The 18881-nt window shown below is 53.8% G+C and carries 14 protein-coding genes; 7 read left to right on the top strand and 7 right to left on the bottom strand.

Going from position 1 to position 18881, the window contains the following annotated elements; genetic code table 11:
* Positions 1-169: 169 nt before the first annotated feature.
* The 4 genes from VB712_RS01985 to infC form a co-directional block, all read right to left on the bottom strand.
* Positions 170-1537 carry a hypothetical protein gene (locus VB712_RS01985; protein ID WP_323251593.1) on the bottom strand — a complete coding sequence of 456 codons (1368 nt, stop codon included), beginning with the start codon at positions 1535-1537 and terminating at the stop codon, positions 170-172.
* 174 nt (positions 1538-1711) lie between these two features.
* The gene (locus VB712_RS01980; protein ID WP_323251591.1) at positions 1712-2182 is read right to left on the bottom strand and encodes a cyclic nucleotide-binding domain-containing protein; all 471 of its coding nucleotides are present in this window, start codon (positions 2180-2182) and stop codon (positions 1712-1714) included.
* 62 nt (positions 2183-2244) lie between these two features.
* Positions 2245-5244 (bottom strand): Npt1/Npt2 family nucleotide transporter, encoded by a 3000-nt coding sequence (locus VB712_RS01975; RefSeq protein WP_323251589.1) that lies wholly within the window; start codon positions 5242-5244, stop codon positions 2245-2247.
* 79 nt (positions 5245-5323) lie between these two features.
* Complete coding sequence (infC, locus tag VB712_RS01970) at positions 5324-5851, bottom strand: translation initiation factor IF-3 (RefSeq protein WP_323251587.1); 528 nt, start codon at positions 5849-5851, stop codon at positions 5324-5326.
* Between the two features lie 198 nt (positions 5852-6049).
* On the opposite strand from infC, the gene VB712_RS01965 reads away from it, so the two are divergent.
* The 5 genes from VB712_RS01965 to VB712_RS01945 all read left to right on the top strand — a co-directional run bounded on the left by VB712_RS01965 (position 6050) and on the right by VB712_RS01945 (position 13438).
* Positions 6050-7021, top strand: a complete 972-nt coding sequence (locus tag VB712_RS01965; protein WP_323251585.1) for an alpha/beta fold hydrolase — start codon at positions 6050-6052, stop codon at positions 7019-7021.
* Between the two features lie 344 nt (positions 7022-7365).
* Positions 7366-8814, top strand: coding sequence for a HAMP domain-containing methyl-accepting chemotaxis protein (locus tag VB712_RS01960; RefSeq protein WP_323251583.1), 1449 nt, complete (start codon positions 7366-7368; stop codon positions 8812-8814).
* A gap of 29 nt (positions 8815-8843) precedes the next feature.
* Positions 8844-11150 (top strand): hybrid sensor histidine kinase/response regulator, encoded by a 2307-nt coding sequence (locus tag VB712_RS01955; protein WP_323251582.1) that lies wholly within the window; start codon positions 8844-8846, stop codon positions 11148-11150.
* A gap of 24 nt (positions 11151-11174) precedes the next feature.
* Positions 11175-12236, top strand: coding sequence for a chemotaxis-specific protein-glutamate methyltransferase CheB (gene cheB, locus VB712_RS01950; protein WP_323251580.1), 1062 nt, complete (start codon positions 11175-11177; stop codon positions 12234-12236).
* Entirely contained in the window at positions 12236-13438 is a 1203-nt protein-coding gene (locus VB712_RS01945; RefSeq protein ID WP_323251578.1) for a tRNA (guanine-N1)-methyltransferase, read from the top strand. The genes cheB and VB712_RS01945 overlap by 1 nt, the downstream gene beginning before the upstream one ends.
* Before the next feature lie 18 nt (positions 13439-13456).
* Here the strand turns inward: VB712_RS01945 and VB712_RS01940 are convergent, their stop codons facing one another.
* Both VB712_RS01940 and VB712_RS01935 read right to left on the bottom strand, forming a co-directional pair.
* Positions 13457-13975, bottom strand: a complete 519-nt coding sequence (locus tag VB712_RS01940) for an NYN domain-containing protein (RefSeq protein ID WP_323251576.1) — start codon at positions 13973-13975, stop codon at positions 13457-13459.
* Between the two features lie 293 nt (positions 13976-14268).
* The gene (locus tag VB712_RS01935; protein WP_323251574.1) at positions 14269-15087 is read right to left on the bottom strand and encodes a sulfurtransferase; all 819 of its coding nucleotides are present in this window, start codon (positions 15085-15087) and stop codon (positions 14269-14271) included.
* 415 nt (positions 15088-15502) lie between these two features.
* On the opposite strand from VB712_RS01935, the gene VB712_RS01930 reads away from it, so the two are divergent.
* A complete protein-coding gene (locus VB712_RS01930; RefSeq protein WP_323251572.1) occupies positions 15503-16645 on the top strand; it encodes a PP2C family protein-serine/threonine phosphatase in 1143 nt (380 codons plus the stop codon).
* Between the two features lie 5 nt (positions 16646-16650).
* On the opposite strand, the gene VB712_RS01925 is transcribed toward VB712_RS01930, so the two are convergent.
* Positions 16651-16974: an STAS domain-containing protein gene (locus VB712_RS01925; RefSeq protein ID WP_323251570.1), complete on the bottom strand. Its 324-nt coding sequence runs from the start codon at positions 16972-16974 to the stop codon at positions 16651-16653.
* Between the two features lie 93 nt (positions 16975-17067).
* Between VB712_RS01925 and crtO the strand changes: the two genes are divergently transcribed.
* Positions 17068-18768 carry a beta-carotene ketolase CrtO gene (crtO, locus tag VB712_RS01920; protein ID WP_416236222.1) on the top strand — a complete coding sequence of 567 codons (1701 nt, stop codon included), beginning with the start codon at positions 17068-17070 and terminating at the stop codon, positions 18766-18768.
* The last annotated feature ends 113 nt before the right edge of the window (positions 18769-18881 follow it).

The following is an 18881-nucleotide window of genomic DNA, read 5'->3' as shown; positions in this document are numbered from 1 at the left end:
GCCGTGACGCTGCTCTTTTCCGTCATGGATTAATCGTTCTGACGCACCCTACGGTTCTTCACCCTTGATCTAACGCTGATCTGGAATTAATCGGGAATCTGGTTGTAGCCTAAATGAGCGTAGGGGCGAAAAATTTTTCGCCCCTACAAAAATGCGGTAAGGGGAGAACCTAGCTGGCTGTTGCTTGCATGAGGGCGGTTTTACGGCTGTCGAAGAGCTTCGACATACTGGTGGTGATGATTTCAACGATGGTCTGATCGCAGGCGGCCAGGAACGTTTCCCCGCTGAGTTCATCCTTGAAAAAGTCCTTGGCTTGGCCTAGGAGTTCACGAATCCGGTCAAACCCCATCACTTTGACCATCAGGGTGGTGAGGGGTGAATTTTTGATGTCGTAGGAGGAACTGCTATAGCGGCCCTTTTCTAAAAGATCCAGTACTTCCCGCTCTAGGTTATTCCGGGCAGGATGGTGATTGGGGACATCGGGGAGGAAATCTTCGAGCTTCTCGATTTGTAGCCCAAGGGGGTTGAGTTCTCCCATAATCGTCGAGAGGGGGATATTGCGCCCGAAGCGACGGGAGAGGGCTTCAAGCACTGCCATCGTGAATAGCTTGCTGCCGATGTAGAGGCGGGCAATTTCGATATTGCGCTCCGCTCGCTCTAGCAAGTTCTGATAGGCGGCATCGGGGGGTTCGTTGGCAAACTGCTGAAAGACCAGATCCGGCTTCAGGAAGTTCATAAACCCTTCCATTTTTTGGAGGGCGACCCGGTATTCGTTGACGGTGTAGGAACTGGGGTTTTTGAGGTTGTGGTTGGTTTCGGGGAGCAGGCTCCAGGTGTTATCGAGGAATCGGGCGGAACTGGGGTTGGCAAAACTGCCCACATCTCGGTTGGCCATCCGTACCGCTTGCTGGACGGCTTGGATCAGTTCAGCGTCGGGAATTTCAAGGTTATATTCCGCGTTGGCGGCTTTGAGGCGTTCGTAAAGGTGTTCAGCGGGGGTTAGGCCGTCACGGTTGGGACGGAAGGGGATGGTGGTTTCGATGCAGGCGATGATTTTGAGGATCAGGGCTTGGCTAAAGAAGGGTTCGAGGACTTTGGCACAAACTAAGGCGCTGAGAAATTCATTTTGACCAGAAAAGGGGGAGAGTTGTTGACCGGGGCTGAAGCCGAAGACTTGCAGCACCATGGTAAACAGGGGGTCTTGGGGGAGGTCGTCGGCGGCGCGGATGTAAAGGTGTTCTTTGACTTCCCGGATGAAGGGGACGATGTAGAAGGTGAGGTTGAAGTTGACGGTTTGATCGACTTGGACGTAGACCAGATCGTGGAAGAGGGCGGCGAGGACTTCGATCGCATTGGCTGACCCCCCTACCTCAAAGATGTGATCAGGGGTGTGGAAGTACCGCCAGGGGCCTGTCATGGTTTGGACGATGATTTCAGCGATTTTGGCAATGTCCTGATCGCTGACGTTGACATCCAATTGGCGCGTTGCCCACAGGAGTTTATCGAGGCAAAGTTGATGATCCTGTTCAAAATTCATGCCGGACTTCTACTGCACCTTTACTGAACTTAGTTGTTATTTTAGCCATGTCTGCCCAGAGGTGAACATTTTTTCTGGATCAGAAAAATCCTAGGGGCAGCGCGGGGGGGTCTGAGGAGACCGAAAACAAAGGGATGAATAGAGTTTAAACGAATTTCACCCGGTTAGGAAACTTTAACGGGAGGTGTTGATCGCTTTGATTTCTTTCAACTCGGTTTCGTAGCTGTTGATTTTGCCGTTGAGTTCGCGAATTCGACGGGAGAGGGCGCGGGTGATGTTGACGGCGATTTCGGGGGTTTCTTCAATGGCATCAATCAGTTGGAGTTGATTGAGGGTAAGACAATCACAGGTTTCGGTGGTGGTGACGGAGGCGGAGCGGGGTTCGGCATCAAAGAGGGCCATTTCCCCGAAGATCGAGCCAGCATCAAGGCGCACCAGGTCGCGATCGCCTACATGGACACGCACCCGACCGGAAACGACGATGTAGAGCGATCGCCCCTCCTCCCCCTGTTCAAAAATGGTGTGATCCGTGGGGAAAGACAATTCATCCATGGCAGAGGCGAGCTTGACGAGAAATTCGTCGCGCAATTCTTGGAAAATTGAAACGCGCCGAATAAACAGAAGGCGTTCAAAGCTGCTTAACATGGCGATTTTAAAAGGGGGTGTGATGCTCCCAGACCATCGAGGGTCGGGTTGAATAAATTTCGCTAGGTTCCATAATTTAACTCTATTTTTAACCGATCGACTTGTGCCGCTACGAGGGGATCGGGGTCATTCTTCAAGACTGGCAACAATTCTAGGCAGGTGCGGGGGCTGGCGGCCTTGAGGTAAGCCAGCACCGATTCCCGTACAAAACTACTGGGATGGCGCAGGCCCACCAAGGTGGACTCACGACTGACGGCCCAGCGCTGCTCCCGCGCTAAATGGAAACAGCAGGCGAGAGTCCAATCGGAAAGGAAATGGCGCAATTCCAGTAAGCGACGGAGGCGATCGCCCGCCTCTAATGGCTCATAGGGCATCAGGTCGTTTAAATCATTGAGGCGATCGCGGGTGGGGCGACGCTCCAAAACCCGCAATAAAATTTGTTTTTGGGGTAGATCGACGGTATTGTCCAAAATTTCCAACCCGAGGGCAATGCTCACCTCAGAATCGGAGTCCAGATTGAGAATCGCCGCTTGGATGGCATTAAAGGGATAAAGCAGCTTCATGATCAAAAAGCAGCGATCGGTAATATCCGCCTGCATCCCCTTTAAGCTAGACCGCAATAAATCCGCTTCTCGCCCCGTGATCCCATCGGCGGGCAAGTCTAAATCCGCCGCCAGCACTTGATCCAACAGGAGCAATTCCTGCTCGATCAGCGTTTCCACGCCACTGCGGCCAATTTGCTCTAACACCATTTCAATACCGTGATCCCCCGGAATTTTCAACAAAATCCGCAGTAGGTTGCGCCGAGCCGTCCCCCAACTGGTGAGTAGGTGTTGAATCAGCATCGTGATCGCCGTAGGGCTGCCAATTTCCGCCAGGGCGGACCAAGCCTGTTGACGGATAAAATCGGGTTTATGAATATCTTCTGCCACGGAACTGAGGAGGGCGATCGCCTCATCCCCCAACTTCACTAAAGATTGCTTGGCCGCATCACGAGTTGATCGGTAGTACAGCCCCTTGAGGAGGGAAGGGTAGTAATCGGTGAGACGTTTAGCGGCGATCGCCTCTAACAACGCACAACGCACCCGCGCCGACTCATCTTGTAGCAGCATCGGAATATAAAACTGACTGAGATCCGACTGCTCATCCGCCTCCTGCAACGCCTGCACCCCAATCACCCGCTCCTTTTCCCGGTTCGAGGTCAGCATTTGTTCTAATGTGGCTGTGGCTTCCTTGCGATCGTCCGCCGTCCCCCGTCGCAAAATCAGCCCCGCCGCCGTCCCCCGCACCATCGGATCCACCCGCTCATTGAGATAGGGCTTAAGGGTATGGGTCTCTAACTCCGGTTGAGCCAGCCAAATATACCGCAGCGCAGAGGCCAACACATCCAAACTCGGCTTACACTCAATCAACCGCTGCACATGGCCCAAATACTCCACCTTCGGAGCCGCCAACATCACCTTCATACTCAGGTATTGCAAATCCGGCGACAGCTTCACCAACCGAGGCGCGAGGATTTCCCCCGCATTGGCCACATCGATCCGCTCCAAGAGTTGAATACAAGACCGTTTATCCTCATCGGCGGTCTCCTGATCCAAAGAATCAATAATTGCCCGCTTAAAGGCATTGAGATCCACCGAACCAAACCCCAGCCGCCCATGCTCCGCACTCTGCACCAACAAACTCACATAGCTCTGGCGCAAAAATAGCGCACTGGTGGCCCAGACAATCGAGAACAGGACGATCGCCCCCACAAAAATCCCCCCCTGAGCCACCCGCGCCGACTCCTCCGGCAAATAGGCAAACACCTTGCCACAAATCCACACCGCCGAAAGAATCCCCAGCCCCGTTAACCCCGTCGAAAGGGGTTCCGCAATCCCCTGCACCTGGGTTTGAATATCACTGCGAATCTCCGCCGGTAACGGTTGAAACAAAAAGGGTTCAATCCCCGCAATCAGCGTATAGCGGAGCAACTCATCAAAAAACTTGAGGACAATCACCCCCACAAACAGGATCTGCGCCCCGTCAAAATCAAAGCCCCCCAAGTTGGTGACATCCAACAGAATCGTAAAAAAGCCCAAAATCGACAGGGAAACCGGCAAAAACATCGCCGCCACAAACACCCCCAACCGCTCCACCGCTCGACTGGAGACAAACCATTGGGTCGCCAACTCACAAATCCCCAAAATCCCCGAAAACAGCCCCAGGAACCCAGCAATCTCATCGGTATTGGGATAGACCCGCTCCAACTCCCCTAAATATTGGAACTCCACCAATAAAAACAGCAGTTCTCCCAACACGAAAAAGGCAAACAGGGGAATAATGTAGCGGCGCAACGTCCCGCCGGTACGCTTAGAAGCGTAGTTACTCTGAAGCTCATCGAGTTCCCGTACCGGCGTATCGGGGAAAGCCTGTTTATAGCGATTGCTGAGGTAAAGCAACACGCTACCCCCCAGGAGAATCATCACCGCCGCAGCCAGAATGACATTTTTCAGGCCAATCAAGAGCAACAACACAGGAAGGGAAAACCCCGACAGCACATCCCCCAGTAATAGCCCACTGGAAACAATCGGATAAGCCCGCTTAATTTCGCGAATGTTAAACAGTTGGTTCGCTGCCACTTGGGAGTTGAGGTCGTTGAGCACCTCTTCGGCATCCATCCAGAGCCGCAGCGTAAATACCACCCCCATCACAATAATGCCGCTGCCATTGCCCAACTCTAAGCCAACACGAAAAAGCACCAAGGGCAACGCCATCAGCAGGGCAATGACTATAAAGACCTGCTTGAGGGGAAAGTTATTTTGCAACCAGGAATAAATAATCCCTAAGCCCGACCCCATCAGCGCACTGGCCACATAGATCACCGGCAACCCCTCCGCCCCAAAATGCTCTAAAAAGAGGGCGATCGTACATTGCTCCAGCCAGAGTAAACCAATGGAGGTGAGGGTATAGCAGGCAAACATTAAAAACGTCCGTTCGCCTTCCTCTGGTCTGAGGTTGACGATTTTGAGGATTTGTTGTCGCCAGTCTCCTGAATTGCGAACGCTTTTGGCTGTTTTCATAATGGGGTGGGGAAAATCATAAACAGGCTAATGGGGAGCGTAACCCACCATAAGCCTATTTATGGTTAAGGGTGAAGGCTCACTTTTTGGGAGAGAGCAACATCATCATATTCCGTCCCTCTCGTTTCGGGGCCTGTTGGAGTTCGGCGACGGCTTCGAGATCCTTGGCCATGCGGTTGAGGAGGGCTTCAGCGAGGTTGGCGTGCTGGATTTCCCGTCCCCGGAACGTGATCGTCGCTTTGACCTTATCCCCCGCTTTCAGGAAACGGATCGCACTATTAACACGCACTTGGTAATCGTGTTCTTCGATTTTGTAGCGCATCTTCACTTCTTTAACATCGGCGGTGTGCTGCTTTTTGCGAGCTTCCCGCGCTTTTTTCTCTTGTTCAAACTTGTATTTGCCGTAGTCCATAATCCGACAGACGGGGGGATCGGACTTGTCGCTGACAAGAACGAGATCAAGTTCCCGCTCTTCGGCAAGGCGACGGCCTTCCTCGGAAGTGATGATGCCCATTTGGCCGCCATCGGTATCAATGACGCGAATTTGAGGGTAGCGGATACGTTCGTTAATTTGCGGTAAATCCCGGCGCGTGCGTCTATCTTTCACAGGTTGTGTCAAGGGTGCCTTGCAATCGTTTGGTCAGGTGAAATCTGAGAGTTTTTCGTCATCTGCCCATTGTACTGATTGTCTGGGGATTTCGTCTCCCTGTGGCCTGGGTTTTTTTCCAGTCTGGGTTTGGGTAAGGGTGAGATCATCAAGACCCTACAATGGGGATGGGCATTAGGATGATGGGGGATGGGTGGGGTGGGTAAGACAGAACGGGAACAGTGGCCGTGGGAGCAGCGCATTGGTCGCCAACGGGATTGGGTCTGGCGGGGCTGGCCGGTGCGCTATAGTTTTACCCCTGCTGGTGGGGAGGGGCGGGGGCTGCCGGTGATTTTGATCCATGGGTTTGGGGCGGCCCTTGAGCATTGGCGGCATAATATTCCGGTGTTGCGGGGCGATCGCCCCGTTTATGCCCTCGATCTTTTGGGGTTTGGCGGCTCCCGCAAGGCTAAAACCCGCTATAGCTTGGATCTTTGGGTGGAGCAGGTGCATGATTTTTGGGCCACCTGGATTGGGCGGCCGGTGGTGTTGGTGGGGAATTCTTTAGGATCATTGGTTTGTGCTTTGGCCGCAGCCCGTTATCCGGAGATGGTGGCGGGGGTGGCGTTGATTAATTTGCCGGATGTGGCCTTAAGTCAGGGGGCGATTCCCGCGCCTTTGCGGCCCCTTGTGAATACGATTGAACGGATGTTTACGCCGCCTTTGCTGTTGAAGTTACTCCTGGCTTGGGTGCGCCGCCCGGCGGTGATTCGCCCTTGGGTGACGCTGGCCTATCCCCATCGGGAGGCGGTGGATGATGAACTGGTACAGATTTTGTCGAATCCGGCCTATGACCTGGGGGCGGGGGATACGTTAGTTGCTCTTTTCCACAGCCTGCGGGGGGCGGATTTTTCCCCCCCGATGACGGCGGTGATTGCGGGCTTAACCCAGCCGATTTTATTGCTCTGGGGGGAGAGCGATCGCTTTGTCCCCTTTGCCCTCTCCCATCATTTCCGCCACCTGAACCCCCGCCTTCAGTTTGTGGCTCTCCCCGGGGCGGGCCATTGCCCCCAGGATGAATGTCCAGATCTGTTTCATCAAGCTCTTTTACCCTGGTTGGCCCAGGTTGAAAGCGTTGGGGTTCAGGCCCCAGGGAAGGATGATGTTGATTTATTAAAAAACCCGAATTGATGTCTGAAAGCAGAGTACAGTGAAAACAATGAGAGCCGGTGGGTGTCGTTAAATTTCCACAGTTGGCTCAATTTCAGGAGCCTTGGATCAATATGTTGCCTTTGTCAGCAGATCAATGGGGGAGAAGTCCGGAATTTTGCCCAGTTATGGGAAAGAGGATGTCCCTCTTGTGGGTGTCAGGGAGGGGTTTACCGCAATTCTTGTTAACGATCATTTAACAACAATTTAACCATTATTAAAGGGCAGTTTAATTCAGGGCTATGATCAACACAGGATTCATATTGAAGCAAGGGTAATCTACTCATTACATTATCTTTGTTTTATCCCCTTAGAGTTAAATAATCATGAATCTCAAAGCTAAAATTCAATTGTTTAGCCTCCTGCCTGCTCTGCTTCTCGGTATTTTAGGCGGGTTTTCGATTGCAGGATTTTGGCTCATGAATCGGCAAGTTCGGACGATTTATGATGATCGTGTCATCCCGATGCAACAGATTAAAGCGGTTTCCGATGCCTATGCGGTCACAATTGTTGATGCCACCCATAAAGCCGATTCAGGTTTGATGACCCCGATCACAGCCACCCAAGAAATTGAATCGGCTCGCCGTCAGATCGCCGAAACTTGGCGGATTTATTTGCAAACGCAATTAACGCCAGGGGAATTGGATATGGTTGATCAAGCTGAAGCTTTATTTGCGCAGTCAGAGCCAGAATTAGATCGTTTAGTGGCAGCGTTAAGATCTCAAAATGCCCTTGAAATCAGAGCGGTTAATAATCGGATTTATAACGCCATTGATCCAATTACAGCCCAGTTAAATGAGTTAATTGATTTGCAGTCAGAAACGGCGGCAGCGGAACGGCTCGTGGCGACCCAAGTCTTTCGGTGGATTTTATGGATTTTTGTGCCGGTATTGACGATCACGATTGTCGTGGTACTTTCGCCCCTGCGGAAATTTCTCTCGGAGGCGATAACCGGCACGGTGGAGGAACTGATTAACACGGTGGCGACGACGAGTGAGGAAATTGCTGCTGTGGCAGCGAGACAGGAAACGGTGGCGACACAGCAGGCGAGTTCGGTGCAGGAAACGACAACGACGATGAGCCAACTGGAAGCGGCTTCTCAACAGTCCTCCCGGCAGGTGAAGGCGGTGGTGGCGCGATCGCAACAGGTGTTAACGCTGGTGGAGCAGGGCAACCAAGCCGCCAGCCATACCCTCACCGCCATCCAGCGGCTTCAGGAAACGGTGGCGGCCATTGCCCACCAAACCCAGGAATTGCAGGAGCAAGCGGGGGCGATCGAGAATATTGCCCGCTTGGTGGATGAAATTGCCCAACAGACGAATTTGTTAGCCCTGAATGCGGCCATTGAGGCGGTGCGGGCGGGGGAACAGGGTAAAGGCTTTACGGTGGTGGCGGCGGAAATTCGCAAATTGGCCGAACAAACCCAACAATCGACCCAAAATATTGGCGATCGCGTCCGGGCCATTCAACAGGCGGTGCAAACCACCGTTACCGTCACCCGCGATAGCACCGCAAGTGTTGAAAGTGGCGTGGTCTTGACCCGTGAAACCGCCCAAGCTTTTGCCGGAGTCAACAGTGCGATTAGTGAAGTGGTGTTGAGTAGTCAGCAAATTGCCTTCAGTATCCAAGAAGAGGCCACGGCGATCGCCCAAGTCGTCCAGGCTATGAACCAAATCAATCAGGGGGCCCAGGAAACCGCCTGGGGCATTAGCCAAACCAAAATTGGCACCCAGAAACTCAATGAAACCACCCTGAACCTCCAGGCGATGGTTTAAATCCGCTCACGTTCCATCCCGAAAATCCTATGTTTATCGAAGACGAAGAACTCCGGAATCTTTACCAAACCGCCAGCGAGGAGCACCTCCAAAAACTCGAAGCGGGCTTACTACAACTGGAAAAAAGCCCCGATGATCTCAGTCCCCTCGAAGAACTGCTCCGGGAGGCCCACAGTTTGAAAGGGGATTCCCGGATGTTGGGGGTGAATACGGTGGAGAAGCTGATCCACCAAATTGAACATCTCCTTGGGGGCCTCCAACGGCAGGAAGTCACCCTCACCCCGGAATTGAGCGATCGCTTCTATCAGGGCCTCGATGCCGTCCGCAAACTCGTCAACGAAGCCGTCACCGGCAATCCCAGCGGCGTGGATTCCTTCCACACCCCCGCCCCCCTCATGGGAGCCGCTCCCCCCCCTGCTCCCCCCACTCACCCCAACCCCGCCGCAACGGAGGCAGATCACGAAGTCGCCCCCCTTCCCGAACCGGAACCCGTCGCCATCCAAACCCCAGAAATTCCCTCAACCCCAGAACCTTTACTCCCCCTCACTCCTCAACCCTCTCCCCCCACTCCTCCAACCACCACCACCACCGTCATCCCCACCGCCACCAATGGCAAAACCGGCACTGAACCCTACCGCATCGAAACGATCCGCGTCGCCACCCGCCACCTGGACGACCTGATCACCCAAACGGGGGAACTCACCGTGACGAAAATCCGCATTGCCCATGTGGCTTCAGAGCTAGAAAGCGTCCTCAATACCTGGGGGGAATGGAAAACCCGCCACACCGGCCAGAACCAAAGCGAGCAGGAGCAAACGCTGATCGAACGCCTCGATACGCTCCTGCAACAACTGAAACTGTCTTCTCAGGAAAACTCCACCCGCTTAGAAATGATTGCGGGCAACCTTGAAGACCGGATCCGCACGCTGCGACTGTTGCCGCTGTCGAATATTTTCAGCCTCTTTCCTCGCATGGTGCGGGATTTAGCCAAACAGCAGGGCAAAGACATTGAACTGATCCTTGAAGGGAGCGAAACCACCGCCGATAAACGCATTTTGGAGGAAATGAAAGACCCCCTGATGCATATTATTCGTAATGCCATTGACCATGGCATTGAATCACCGAGCGATCGCCTCGCCGCCGGTAAGCCCCCCACCGCCACGATCCGCCTCAAGGGTCATCAAACCACCAGCAATGTGATCATTGAAGTCAGTGATGATGGGCGGGGTTTGGATTTAGAAAAAATTAAACGCAAGGCGATCGAGCGCGGCCTCCACAGTGCCAACGAATTGGCCGCCATGACCCCCGCCCAGATCTATAACCTGATCTTCACCCCCGGCTTTTCCACCCAAACCTTAATCACCGAAGTTTCCGGCCGGGGTGTGGGCCTTGATGTGGTGCAAACCAATGTGGAACACCTCAAAGGCAGTATTCAAGTCCAATCCACCCCCGGCCAAGGCACCACCTTCCGCATCCAACTGGGGACAACCCTCGCCACCGCCAACGTCTTACTCGTTGATGTGGGCGGGTTGACCCAAGCCATCCCCGTGGAATATGTGGAAACCTCCCTGCTCATTGATCCCAATGATGTCTTTACCGTCGAAGGCCGGGAAACCATCGCCATCCAAGGCCAAGCCATTTCCGTTGCCCATCTCGCCCAACTCCTCGACATTGAAACCCTCAGTGCCGAAGCCAACGGCAACCGGAGCCTCCCTTGTATTTTGCTCCGCATGGGCGATGAACGGTTTGGCCTCTTTGTTGATCAGGTCATTGATACCCAAGATGTCGTACTTAAACCCCAGAGTAAATTGCTGAAACGAGTCCGGAATATTGCCGGAGCAACCATTTTAGGAACAGGAGAAGTCTGTATGATTCTCAATCCGATGGATCTGCTCAAAAGTATTCAGCGGGGGCGTACTGCCTTCGTGCCTCGCCCCGATCTCACCGCCAACGATAGAAAAACCACCACTAAACGGGCAACGGTTCTGCTCGCGGAGGATTCAATCACCATTCGGACTCAAGAAAAGCGTATCTTAGAAGGAGCAGGGTACACCGTCATCACCGCCGTGGATGGCTTGGATGGTTTTAATAAACTGAAAGCCGGTCAGTTTGATGCGGTAATCAGTGATGTGCAAATGCCGAATCTGGATGGTTTGGCCATGACTCGTCGCATTCGGGAATATCCCGAATATAACGAGTTGCCGATTATTTTGGTCACTTCTCTTTCTTCAGAAGACGATCGCCGTCGGGGAGCCGAAGCGGGGGCCAATGCCTATATTACCAAAGGCACATTTGATCAATCGGTGCTCCTCGAAACCTTAGAACGCCTCGTTTAATTCCCCTTCATTCCCCTAATTCCTATGCCCACCCGTGTCTTGCTGGTTGAAGATTCTTTGATTGCTCAAGCGATTCTCAAGCGGATCTTAAATGCTTCTGGGAATGTGGAGGTGGTGGGGGTGGCGAAAACGGGGTTAGAGGCGTTGTCAATGATCCCCAAACTGAACCCCGATGTGATTTGTACAGACCTCCATATGCCCCAAATGGATGGGCTGCAATTTACCTATGAGGTGATGGCGAAAACTCCGATTCCGATCTTGGTGATCAGTGCTTCGGTGCAGGAGGAGGATACGAAAAATGTTTTTGCCCTCCTAGATGCGGGGGCGGTGGATATTTTTCCGAAGCCTTTGGTGCAGGATATCAGTGAATATGAGGCGATTCAGGCGGCGTTGGTGCGGAAGATTCAGGTGTTATCGGGGGTGCGGGTGTTTACCCGCTATCGTAAATCCCCCACTGCTGTGCCTCAAATCCTGCCTATGCTCCCCCCCATGCCGCTCCGTACTTCAGGCCAGAGTAGCCGGGTAAAGATGGTGGCGATCGGGGCTTCGACGGGGGGCCCCCAAGCGTTGAAAACGATTTTGGCGGCGTTGCCGGGGGATTGGCCCACGCCGGTTGTGATCGTGCAGCATATTAGTTTTGGGTTTTTACAGGGGCTGATCGATTGGCTGATGCTCCATTGTGCTTTGCCGATCCGCATTGCCCAAGGGGGCGAAATGCCCCAAGGGGGTGTGATTTATTTTCCGCCGGAGCAGATGCATTTACAAATGGATCAGCGAGGGCAGTTTGCAGTATCAGCGGGGCCGAAGGTGGATGGCCATCGGCCCTCGGTGACGGTGATGATGGAATCAGTGGCGCGGTATTATCGCAGCGCGGCCCTGGGGGTGTTGCTGACGGGGATGGGGCGTGATGGGGCGGATGGGTTGGCGGCGATCGCCCAAGCTGGCGGCCATACCATTGCCCAAAATGAGGCGACTTCGGTGGTGTTTGGGATGCCCAAGGAGGCGATCGCCCTCAATGGGGCGCGGCAAATTTTACCCATTGACCAAATTGCGGCGGCAATGCAGCGACAGGTGTTGGCCGGTTGATGGATAGCCAACAAGAGGGGGCGGTGTCCTTTCAAGTGGGGGGCGCTTTTTTCCGACCCCAAGGCCGGCTCGTGCGGGATTTGGGCGTATTGGCGGCGGCGCTCCATCGCCAACAGTGCGGTCGGTTGCGGGTTTTGGAGGGGATGGCGGGCTGTGGCGTGCGATCGCTCCGTTATGCTGTCGAAAGTGGGGCGGATTTTGTCTGGTGCAACGAGGGCAATCCCGATTTAGCCTCGGTGATTGCGGCCAATTTGCGCCCGGTACAACAGTGCCGCATCAGCCATGAACCGGCCCGGCGGCTCTTGGCCCGTTGCATGGCAGCACAGGATGATTACGATTTTATTGATCTCGATGGCTTTGGCGATCCCTTAGGGGAATTGCCCTATGCTTTGGGGGCGATGCCGTTGGGGGGCTGGTTATATTTGACGAGTACGGACGGGCGATCGCTCACCGGCCATCTCCCCCCGGAGCAGTTACCCGCCTTTGGGGGGATTGCCCGCGTCCATCCGGCGGGCCATGAGCAGGGGCTACGCATTCTTTTAGGGATATTGCAACGCCAAGCGGCAACGATGGGCTATGGCATCCGCCCCGGCTTTGCCTATTTCACCGGGGAAACCTATCGCCTTTTGGTGCAGCTAACCCCGCGCCGCCAGTTCAACCCGAAAACCTACGGTTGGTTAGGCTATTGCCACCATTGCGGCGATTATCAGGTGATCCCTTGGCGGCGATTGGGTCGTTGTTCCTGTCTTCAGGATCAGCAACCGTTAACATTAACGGGGCCAATGTGGTTAGGGCCATTGCATGATCCCCTTTGGGTGAAGCAAATGGGGGAATTAGCCGCCGCCTGGCAATGGCGGGACGTGGTGCAATTGCTGGCTTGCTTTGCTGCTGAGGCAATGTTGCCCCCCTATTTTTACCCTTTACGGGCGATCGCCCAAGGGATAAAAGGGGATTTACCGAAGCGATCGCACCTAATCGCCCAACTTCAGGCCCAAGGCTATGCCGCCACCGCCACCCACATCAATCCGGAGGCAATTAAAACGACAGCCAGTTTGAGAGTTTGTCGGGCTTTACTTACCCAATATCCAAAACCCCCCTTTTTAAGGGGGGCAGGGGGGATCCCGCTGCACGATGAGGCGCACGATCCCCCCGGCTACGCCGACCCCCTTGATAAGGGGGTTAATCCGAACCCCCCTTGTTAAGGGGGGCAGGGGGGATCCTCAATAATCCAGCTTTTCGATGTGGTTGCGCACATCGTTGAGATCGATATAGCAATCCGTGGCGTTGCGGAGTTCGCGGGCGATCATGCCTTCGGTGGACACAACGGTAATGTGGGTATTTTTCGAGCGCAACAGTTCAATGGCCCGCTCAAAATCGCCATCACCACTGAATAAAACGACGCGGTTATACTGCTCGCAGGTGTTAAACATATCGACGACAATTTCAATATCTAAATTCGCTTTTTGGGAATAACGCCCGGAGGAATCATCATAATATTCCTTGAGAATTTTCGTGCGCACCGTATAACCCAAACTAATCAACGCATCTCGAAAGCCCCGCTGATCTTGGGGATCCTTCAAGCCCGTGTACCAAAAGGCATTGACGAGCATCACCGTGGGTTCACTTTTGAAATATTCTAAAACACGACGGGGATCGAAAAACCAGCCATTTTTTTGTTGAGCATAAAACATATTATTGCCATCAACAAAAATAGATAAACGATTTTGAGGGAAAAACATAAAAAATCAAGACTTAGGTCATTTAAATGAAAATAATAGATACAGCCTTTGCCCTGATCAGTCAGTACCGTAATCCTGCGGATTGCGAATTTTAAGTCGCTCCCCCATCAGGAGACTGTACTGGCTGTGATTCGGTCAACGCTGTCAGACCGTGAGCCGGGGCGATCGCTCCCCTAGGGTAGACGATCCCCTTGTTCAGGGGGTACTGGGCGTGAATCCGGGGAAAATCACCGGCACGCGCTTTAAAAGTATCCCACAACACTTTGACCCTAGGCGGGAATTGGGGCAGAATCTCAAGCGGTGTTGCTGAGATGGGCGCACCAATCACTCCAGCCCCCCGGATAAAGCTTGGCCCAGGGCCGCCCCGCCACCGTTAGAGAAAGGAGATTCACACAAGCTGTCACCCCAGAACCACAGTAAACCACAAGCTCCTGATCCCAGGGCAGATCCGCCCAAAGATCCCGCTGTACCTCTGGAGATTGACTGTAACCTGCCGCTGTCGTGATCTCCCGCCAGGGGCGATTAATTGCCCCCGGAATATGGCCGGCAATGGGATCAATGGGTTCGTGATGGCCGAGATAGCGATCGCGATCGCGACAGTCTACCAAGATAAACCCCCGCTCCGGTTGTTGCACCGTGGCGATATCCACCACCCAATCCCGTTGCAATTGGGGCGTAAAGGCCCCGGCCCGGGGGGTGGGGATTGCCTCAGTCACGGGGCGATCCTCCCGCACCCAAGCGGGCCACCCGCCATCAAGCACCTGCACCTGTTTATGACCGTAATAGCGCAATAACCACCACAGCCGTGATCCAAAGGCAAACCGAGCGTCATCATAAACCACAACGGGGGTTTGGCCCCACACCACGCCCATCGCTGTCAGCTTTGCCGCCAACTGGTCAGGCTCCGGGAGCGGGTGACGGCCACCCTTTGGCCCGACGGGAGCCGAGAGGTCTTGGTTAAGATCAGCATAGTAAGCCCCAGGAATATGGCTATGGTGATATTGGCTGCGACCCCATTGGGGGTCTGCCAGTTGAAAACGACAATCGATCACCACCCAGTCTGGATCATTGAGGTGGTCAGCGAGATCGGCGGTTGAGATCAAGCAATTCATAGAAAATTAAAATTAACGATAAATGGGGTTAAAACGTGATCCTGTTACCAATTTCGGGGGCAATTCCAGCGTATCCTGGCCCGTCAAGGATGCTTCAATCCTGCTGGGGGTTGTACTGGCAATGCTCAAGGCCAGTGGTGATGTTTAGGGAAAGGGGCGATCGCCCCCGCTGTCCTAGGCAAATTCTACCAAGATCCGTCACCCTGCTCCCTAGGGGTGTAGCCTGCAACAGCAGTGAAACTCGGTCATGGGGTGGTGTAGGCTTCAGGACATGGACAGCAGGAGGACATTCAAGGGGTGATCCGGGGAATCTCTACCTGTATCGCCTAGCGATTACGGGGAGAGGATGTCAAAATCAAGATGCCAATCAGATCTGTTGGCTTCCCGTCTCATGACTCACAAGAACGGCTCTGCTATGGAGAATATTGTAATTATTGATGATGACCCTGCCATTCAAATGCTGTTAAAGCGGACGCTGGCAAGTCGGGGGTATGAGGTGACTGTGGCCGGCAATGGAGCCGATGGCCTGGCGCAGGTGCAAGCCTTGCATCCCGCGATGGTGATCTGTGATTGGGTGATGCCTAAGATGAATGGGCTAGAGGTGTGTCGTCATGTTAAATCTTTGCCGGAGTTAGCCACCACGTTTTTTATTCTGCTCACCTCGAAGGGATCGGTGGAGGATCGGGTGGAAGGGTTGGATGCGGGGGCGGATGATTTCTTGTGTAAACCCATTGAGATGTTTGAGCTAGAGGCGCGGATTCGCTCGGGCCTGCGGTTGTATCAATTGAACAATGACCTCAAGCGGCAAAAGCAATTGATTGAGGCAGAACTCGCAGAAGCTGCCGATTATGTCTGCTCCCTGTTGCCGGAGCCTTCCCCCTATCCCCCTTTGATTGTGGATATGCGCTTTATCCCTTCGAGTCAGTTGGGGGGGGACAGTTTTGATTACTACTGGTTGGATGATCAGTATGCGGTGATGTATTTATTGGATGTGTCGGGCCATGGGTTGCGGGCGGCGTTGCCTTCGGTGTCGGTGCTGAATTTGTTGCGATCGCAAGCCCTTAAACAGGTGGACTACCGCAAACCCAGCCAAGTTTTAGCGGGGTTGAATGAAATTTTCCAAATGACTGCCCGCAATGATAAATATTTCACGATTTGGTATGGGGTCTATAACCAACGGAAGCGACAACTGACCTATGCCAGTGCGGGCCATCCCCCCGCGATTTTGATTTCCCCGCAACGGGGGGGAGCGATCGCCACCTTCCCCCTCAAAACCCCCGGCTTTCCCGTGGGGATGTTCCCTGATGTGGAATACGAAGAAGCCGTCTGCACCGTGGCGGCGCAATCGAGCCTCTACCTATTTAGTGACGGCATTTACGAAATTCCCCAACACAATGGCGAAATCTGGGGCATTGACCCCTTCATTGGCCAACTGGAAACCTACCATCGGCAACGAGAGCGGAACCTAGATGACATTATCCAAGTGGTGCGCACCCTCGCCCGTAAGCCCGATTTTGATGATGATTTATCCCTGTTGGAAATTCGCTTCGCCCATTAAGGGGGTTATTCAGCCCCAAGGGCCAGTTCAAATTCCTCGCGATCGCTGTAGATATCAAAGACGCGATCCATACTGGTTAATTCAAACAACATCTTGATTTGCTCATTAATCGAGCAAAGGCACATCTGGGTTTTGGCGGCCCGTACCGTTTTCAACGCCAACACCAAGGCCCCCAAGCCCGAACTGTCCATAAACGTGACATCCTTAAAATCAATCAGGATCATCTGCACCCCTTTGGCCACGTGTTCACTGATTTCTTGGCGAAATTCGTTCGCTTTCGTGCCGTCTAAAATACCGGACGGTTCAACGACTTTTACTGCTGGATTCATGAAAGCAAGTCAAGAGCAATAGCCCCAGTATAGCGACAAGAGACGCTTTGGACTAGACTGATACACCGATGTGCCTACTCCCTACTCCCGTTTATGGAAACCTACGATGTGATCATCATCGGTGCTGGCCACAATGGCTTAGTCTGTGCGGCCTATCTGCTCAAAGCGGGGTATCGGGTTTTGCTGTTGGAAAAACGGCCCGTACCAGGGGGAGCGGCAACGACGGAGGAGGCAATGCCGGAGGAAGCACCGGGTTTTAAGTTCAACCTCTGCGCCATTGATCACGAATTTATTCACCTCGGCCCTGTTGTTGCGGAGTTGGAACTGGCGAAATACGGCCTAGACTATCTCCCCTGTGATCCCGTCGTCTATTGCCCCCTTGCCGATGGTAGCCAGTTCGTCGCCCACAAATCCATTGCCCAAACCTGTGCCGGGATTGCCGAATATAGCCCGCGAGATGCTGAGAAATACGCGGAGTTTTCCGCCTATTGGTTAGAGGTGGGGAATGCGATCGCCCCCCTCTTCAATGCCCCTCCCATGGCCATTTTCGACATTGCCGGGAACTATGGCGCGGCGAATCTGAAGGATTTATTCAAGGTGGCGGGGTCGAAAACCAAGGCCCTGGATTTTGTCCGCAATATGCTCACCTCCCCCACGGATCTGCTCAATGAATGGTTTGATTCGGAAACCGTTAAGGCTCCCCTGGCGCGGTTAGCGGCGGAAATTGGTGCGCCGCCTTCCCAGAAAGGGATCGCGGTGGGGGCGATGATGATGGCCATGCGCCACAGTCCGGGGATGTCCCGCCCTCGGGGGGGAACGGGGGCGTTAACGGCGGCGTTGGTGAAGTTAGTCCTCGCCAAAGGGGGCAAGATTTACACCGATCAAGGGGTGAAACGGTTGCTGATTGACGGTGGCCGGGTGGTGGGGGTGGAAACGGTGCAGGGCCAGGAATATCGAGCCAGCCGGGGCGTGATTTCTAACATCGATGCCCGCCGCCTGTTTTTAAACCTGCTTGATCCCGGTGATTTGCAGGGGCTTGCGCCGGAGTTGGGCGATCGCCTCGATCGCCGCATCGTCAACAACAATGAAACGATTTTAAAAATTGACTGCGCCTTAAGTGAACCGCCCCGGTTTGAAGCCTACGGCCATCGCGAGGAAAACCTGATTGGCTCAATCTTAATTGCCGATTCCGTCGATCATGTGGAAAAAGCCCATGCCCTTTGTGCCTTTGGGGAAATTCCCGATCAAGACCCCTCCCTTTACGTCGTTTGCCCCACCGTCCTTGATCCCTCCATGGCCCCGGAGGGTAAGCACACGCTGTGGATTGAATTTTTTGCCCCCTATCAAATTGCGGGGGCAGCAGGAACGGGTTTAGATGGGACGGGCTGGACAGATGAATTGAAAAATCAAGTGGGCGATCGCATCATGGCCAAACTCGCAGACTATGCCCCTAACCTCCGCCACAGCGTCATCGCCCGCCGGGTGGAAAGTCCGGCGGAACTGGCCCAACGTTTGGGAACCCATAAGGGGAATTACTACCACATGGATATGACTTTGGATCAAATGATCTTTTTCCGCCCCCTCCCTGAAATAGCGGATTATAAAACCCCCATCCAAGGCCTCTATCTCACCGGAGCGGGAACCCATCCCGGCGGCTCCATTTCCGGGATGCCGGGGCGCAACTCGGCGCGGGTCTTCCTCCAGAGCCAACAGCCCTTTGCCCATCGTTGGGGAGATGCCCAAACCTACCTCCGCACATTGCTAAAAACAGCTTTCGGATTGTCTACATCCTAATCAACCCTGGCCCAATTTCCCGAACTCTCCTACAATCAAGAAGTGGAAAAATTAAAGAGATTGGTATCATCCTGGAATTTTCCCCCTAACGATTTAAATCATCACGACTAGAC

It is taken from the genome of Spirulina sp. CCNP1310 (assembly GCF_034932185.1).
Lineage (GTDB): Bacteria > Cyanobacteriota > Cyanobacteriia > Cyanobacteriales > Spirulinaceae > Spirulina.
Note: the sequence above shows the minus strand (reverse complement) of the source record. Positions and strands in the feature narration are given on the sequence as shown.

Excerpts from the sequence above, each read along its gene's own strand:
- VB712_RS01985 (WP_323251593.1), bottom strand. The coding sequence starts at position 1,537 with ATGAATTTTGAACAGGATCATCAACTTTGCCTCGATAAACTCCTGTGG.
- VB712_RS01980 (WP_323251591.1), bottom strand. The coding sequence starts at position 2,182 with ATGTTAAGCAGCTTTGAACGCCTTCTGTTTATTCGGCGCGTTTCAATT.
- VB712_RS01975 (WP_323251589.1), bottom strand. The coding sequence starts at position 5,244 with ATGAAAACAGCCAAAAGCGTTCGCAATTCAGGAGACTGGCGACAACAA.
- VB712_RS01960 (WP_323251583.1), top strand. The coding sequence starts at position 7,366 with ATGAATCTCAAAGCTAAAATTCAATTGTTTAGCCTCCTGCCTGCTCTG.
- VB712_RS01955 (WP_323251582.1), top strand. The coding sequence starts at position 8,844 with ATGTTTATCGAAGACGAAGAACTCCGGAATCTTTACCAAACCGCCAGC.
- cheB (WP_323251580.1), top strand. The coding sequence starts at position 11,175 with ATGCCCACCCGTGTCTTGCTGGTTGAAGATTCTTTGATTGCTCAAGCG.
- VB712_RS01945 (WP_323251578.1), top strand. The coding sequence starts at position 12,236 with ATGGATAGCCAACAAGAGGGGGCGGTGTCCTTTCAAGTGGGGGGCGCT.
- VB712_RS01940 (WP_323251576.1), bottom strand. The coding sequence starts at position 13,975 with ATGTTTTTCCCTCAAAATCGTTTATCTATTTTTGTTGATGGCAATAAT.
- VB712_RS01935 (WP_323251574.1), bottom strand. The coding sequence starts at position 15,087 with ATGAATTGCTTGATCTCAACCGCCGATCTCGCTGACCACCTCAATGAT.
- VB712_RS01930 (WP_323251572.1), top strand. The coding sequence starts at position 15,503 with ATGGAGAATATTGTAATTATTGATGATGACCCTGCCATTCAAATGCTG.
- VB712_RS01925 (WP_323251570.1), bottom strand. The coding sequence starts at position 16,974 with ATGAATCCAGCAGTAAAAGTCGTTGAACCGTCCGGTATTTTAGACGGC.
- crtO (WP_416236222.1), top strand. The coding sequence starts at position 17,068 with ATGGAAACCTACGATGTGATCATCATCGGTGCTGGCCACAATGGCTTA.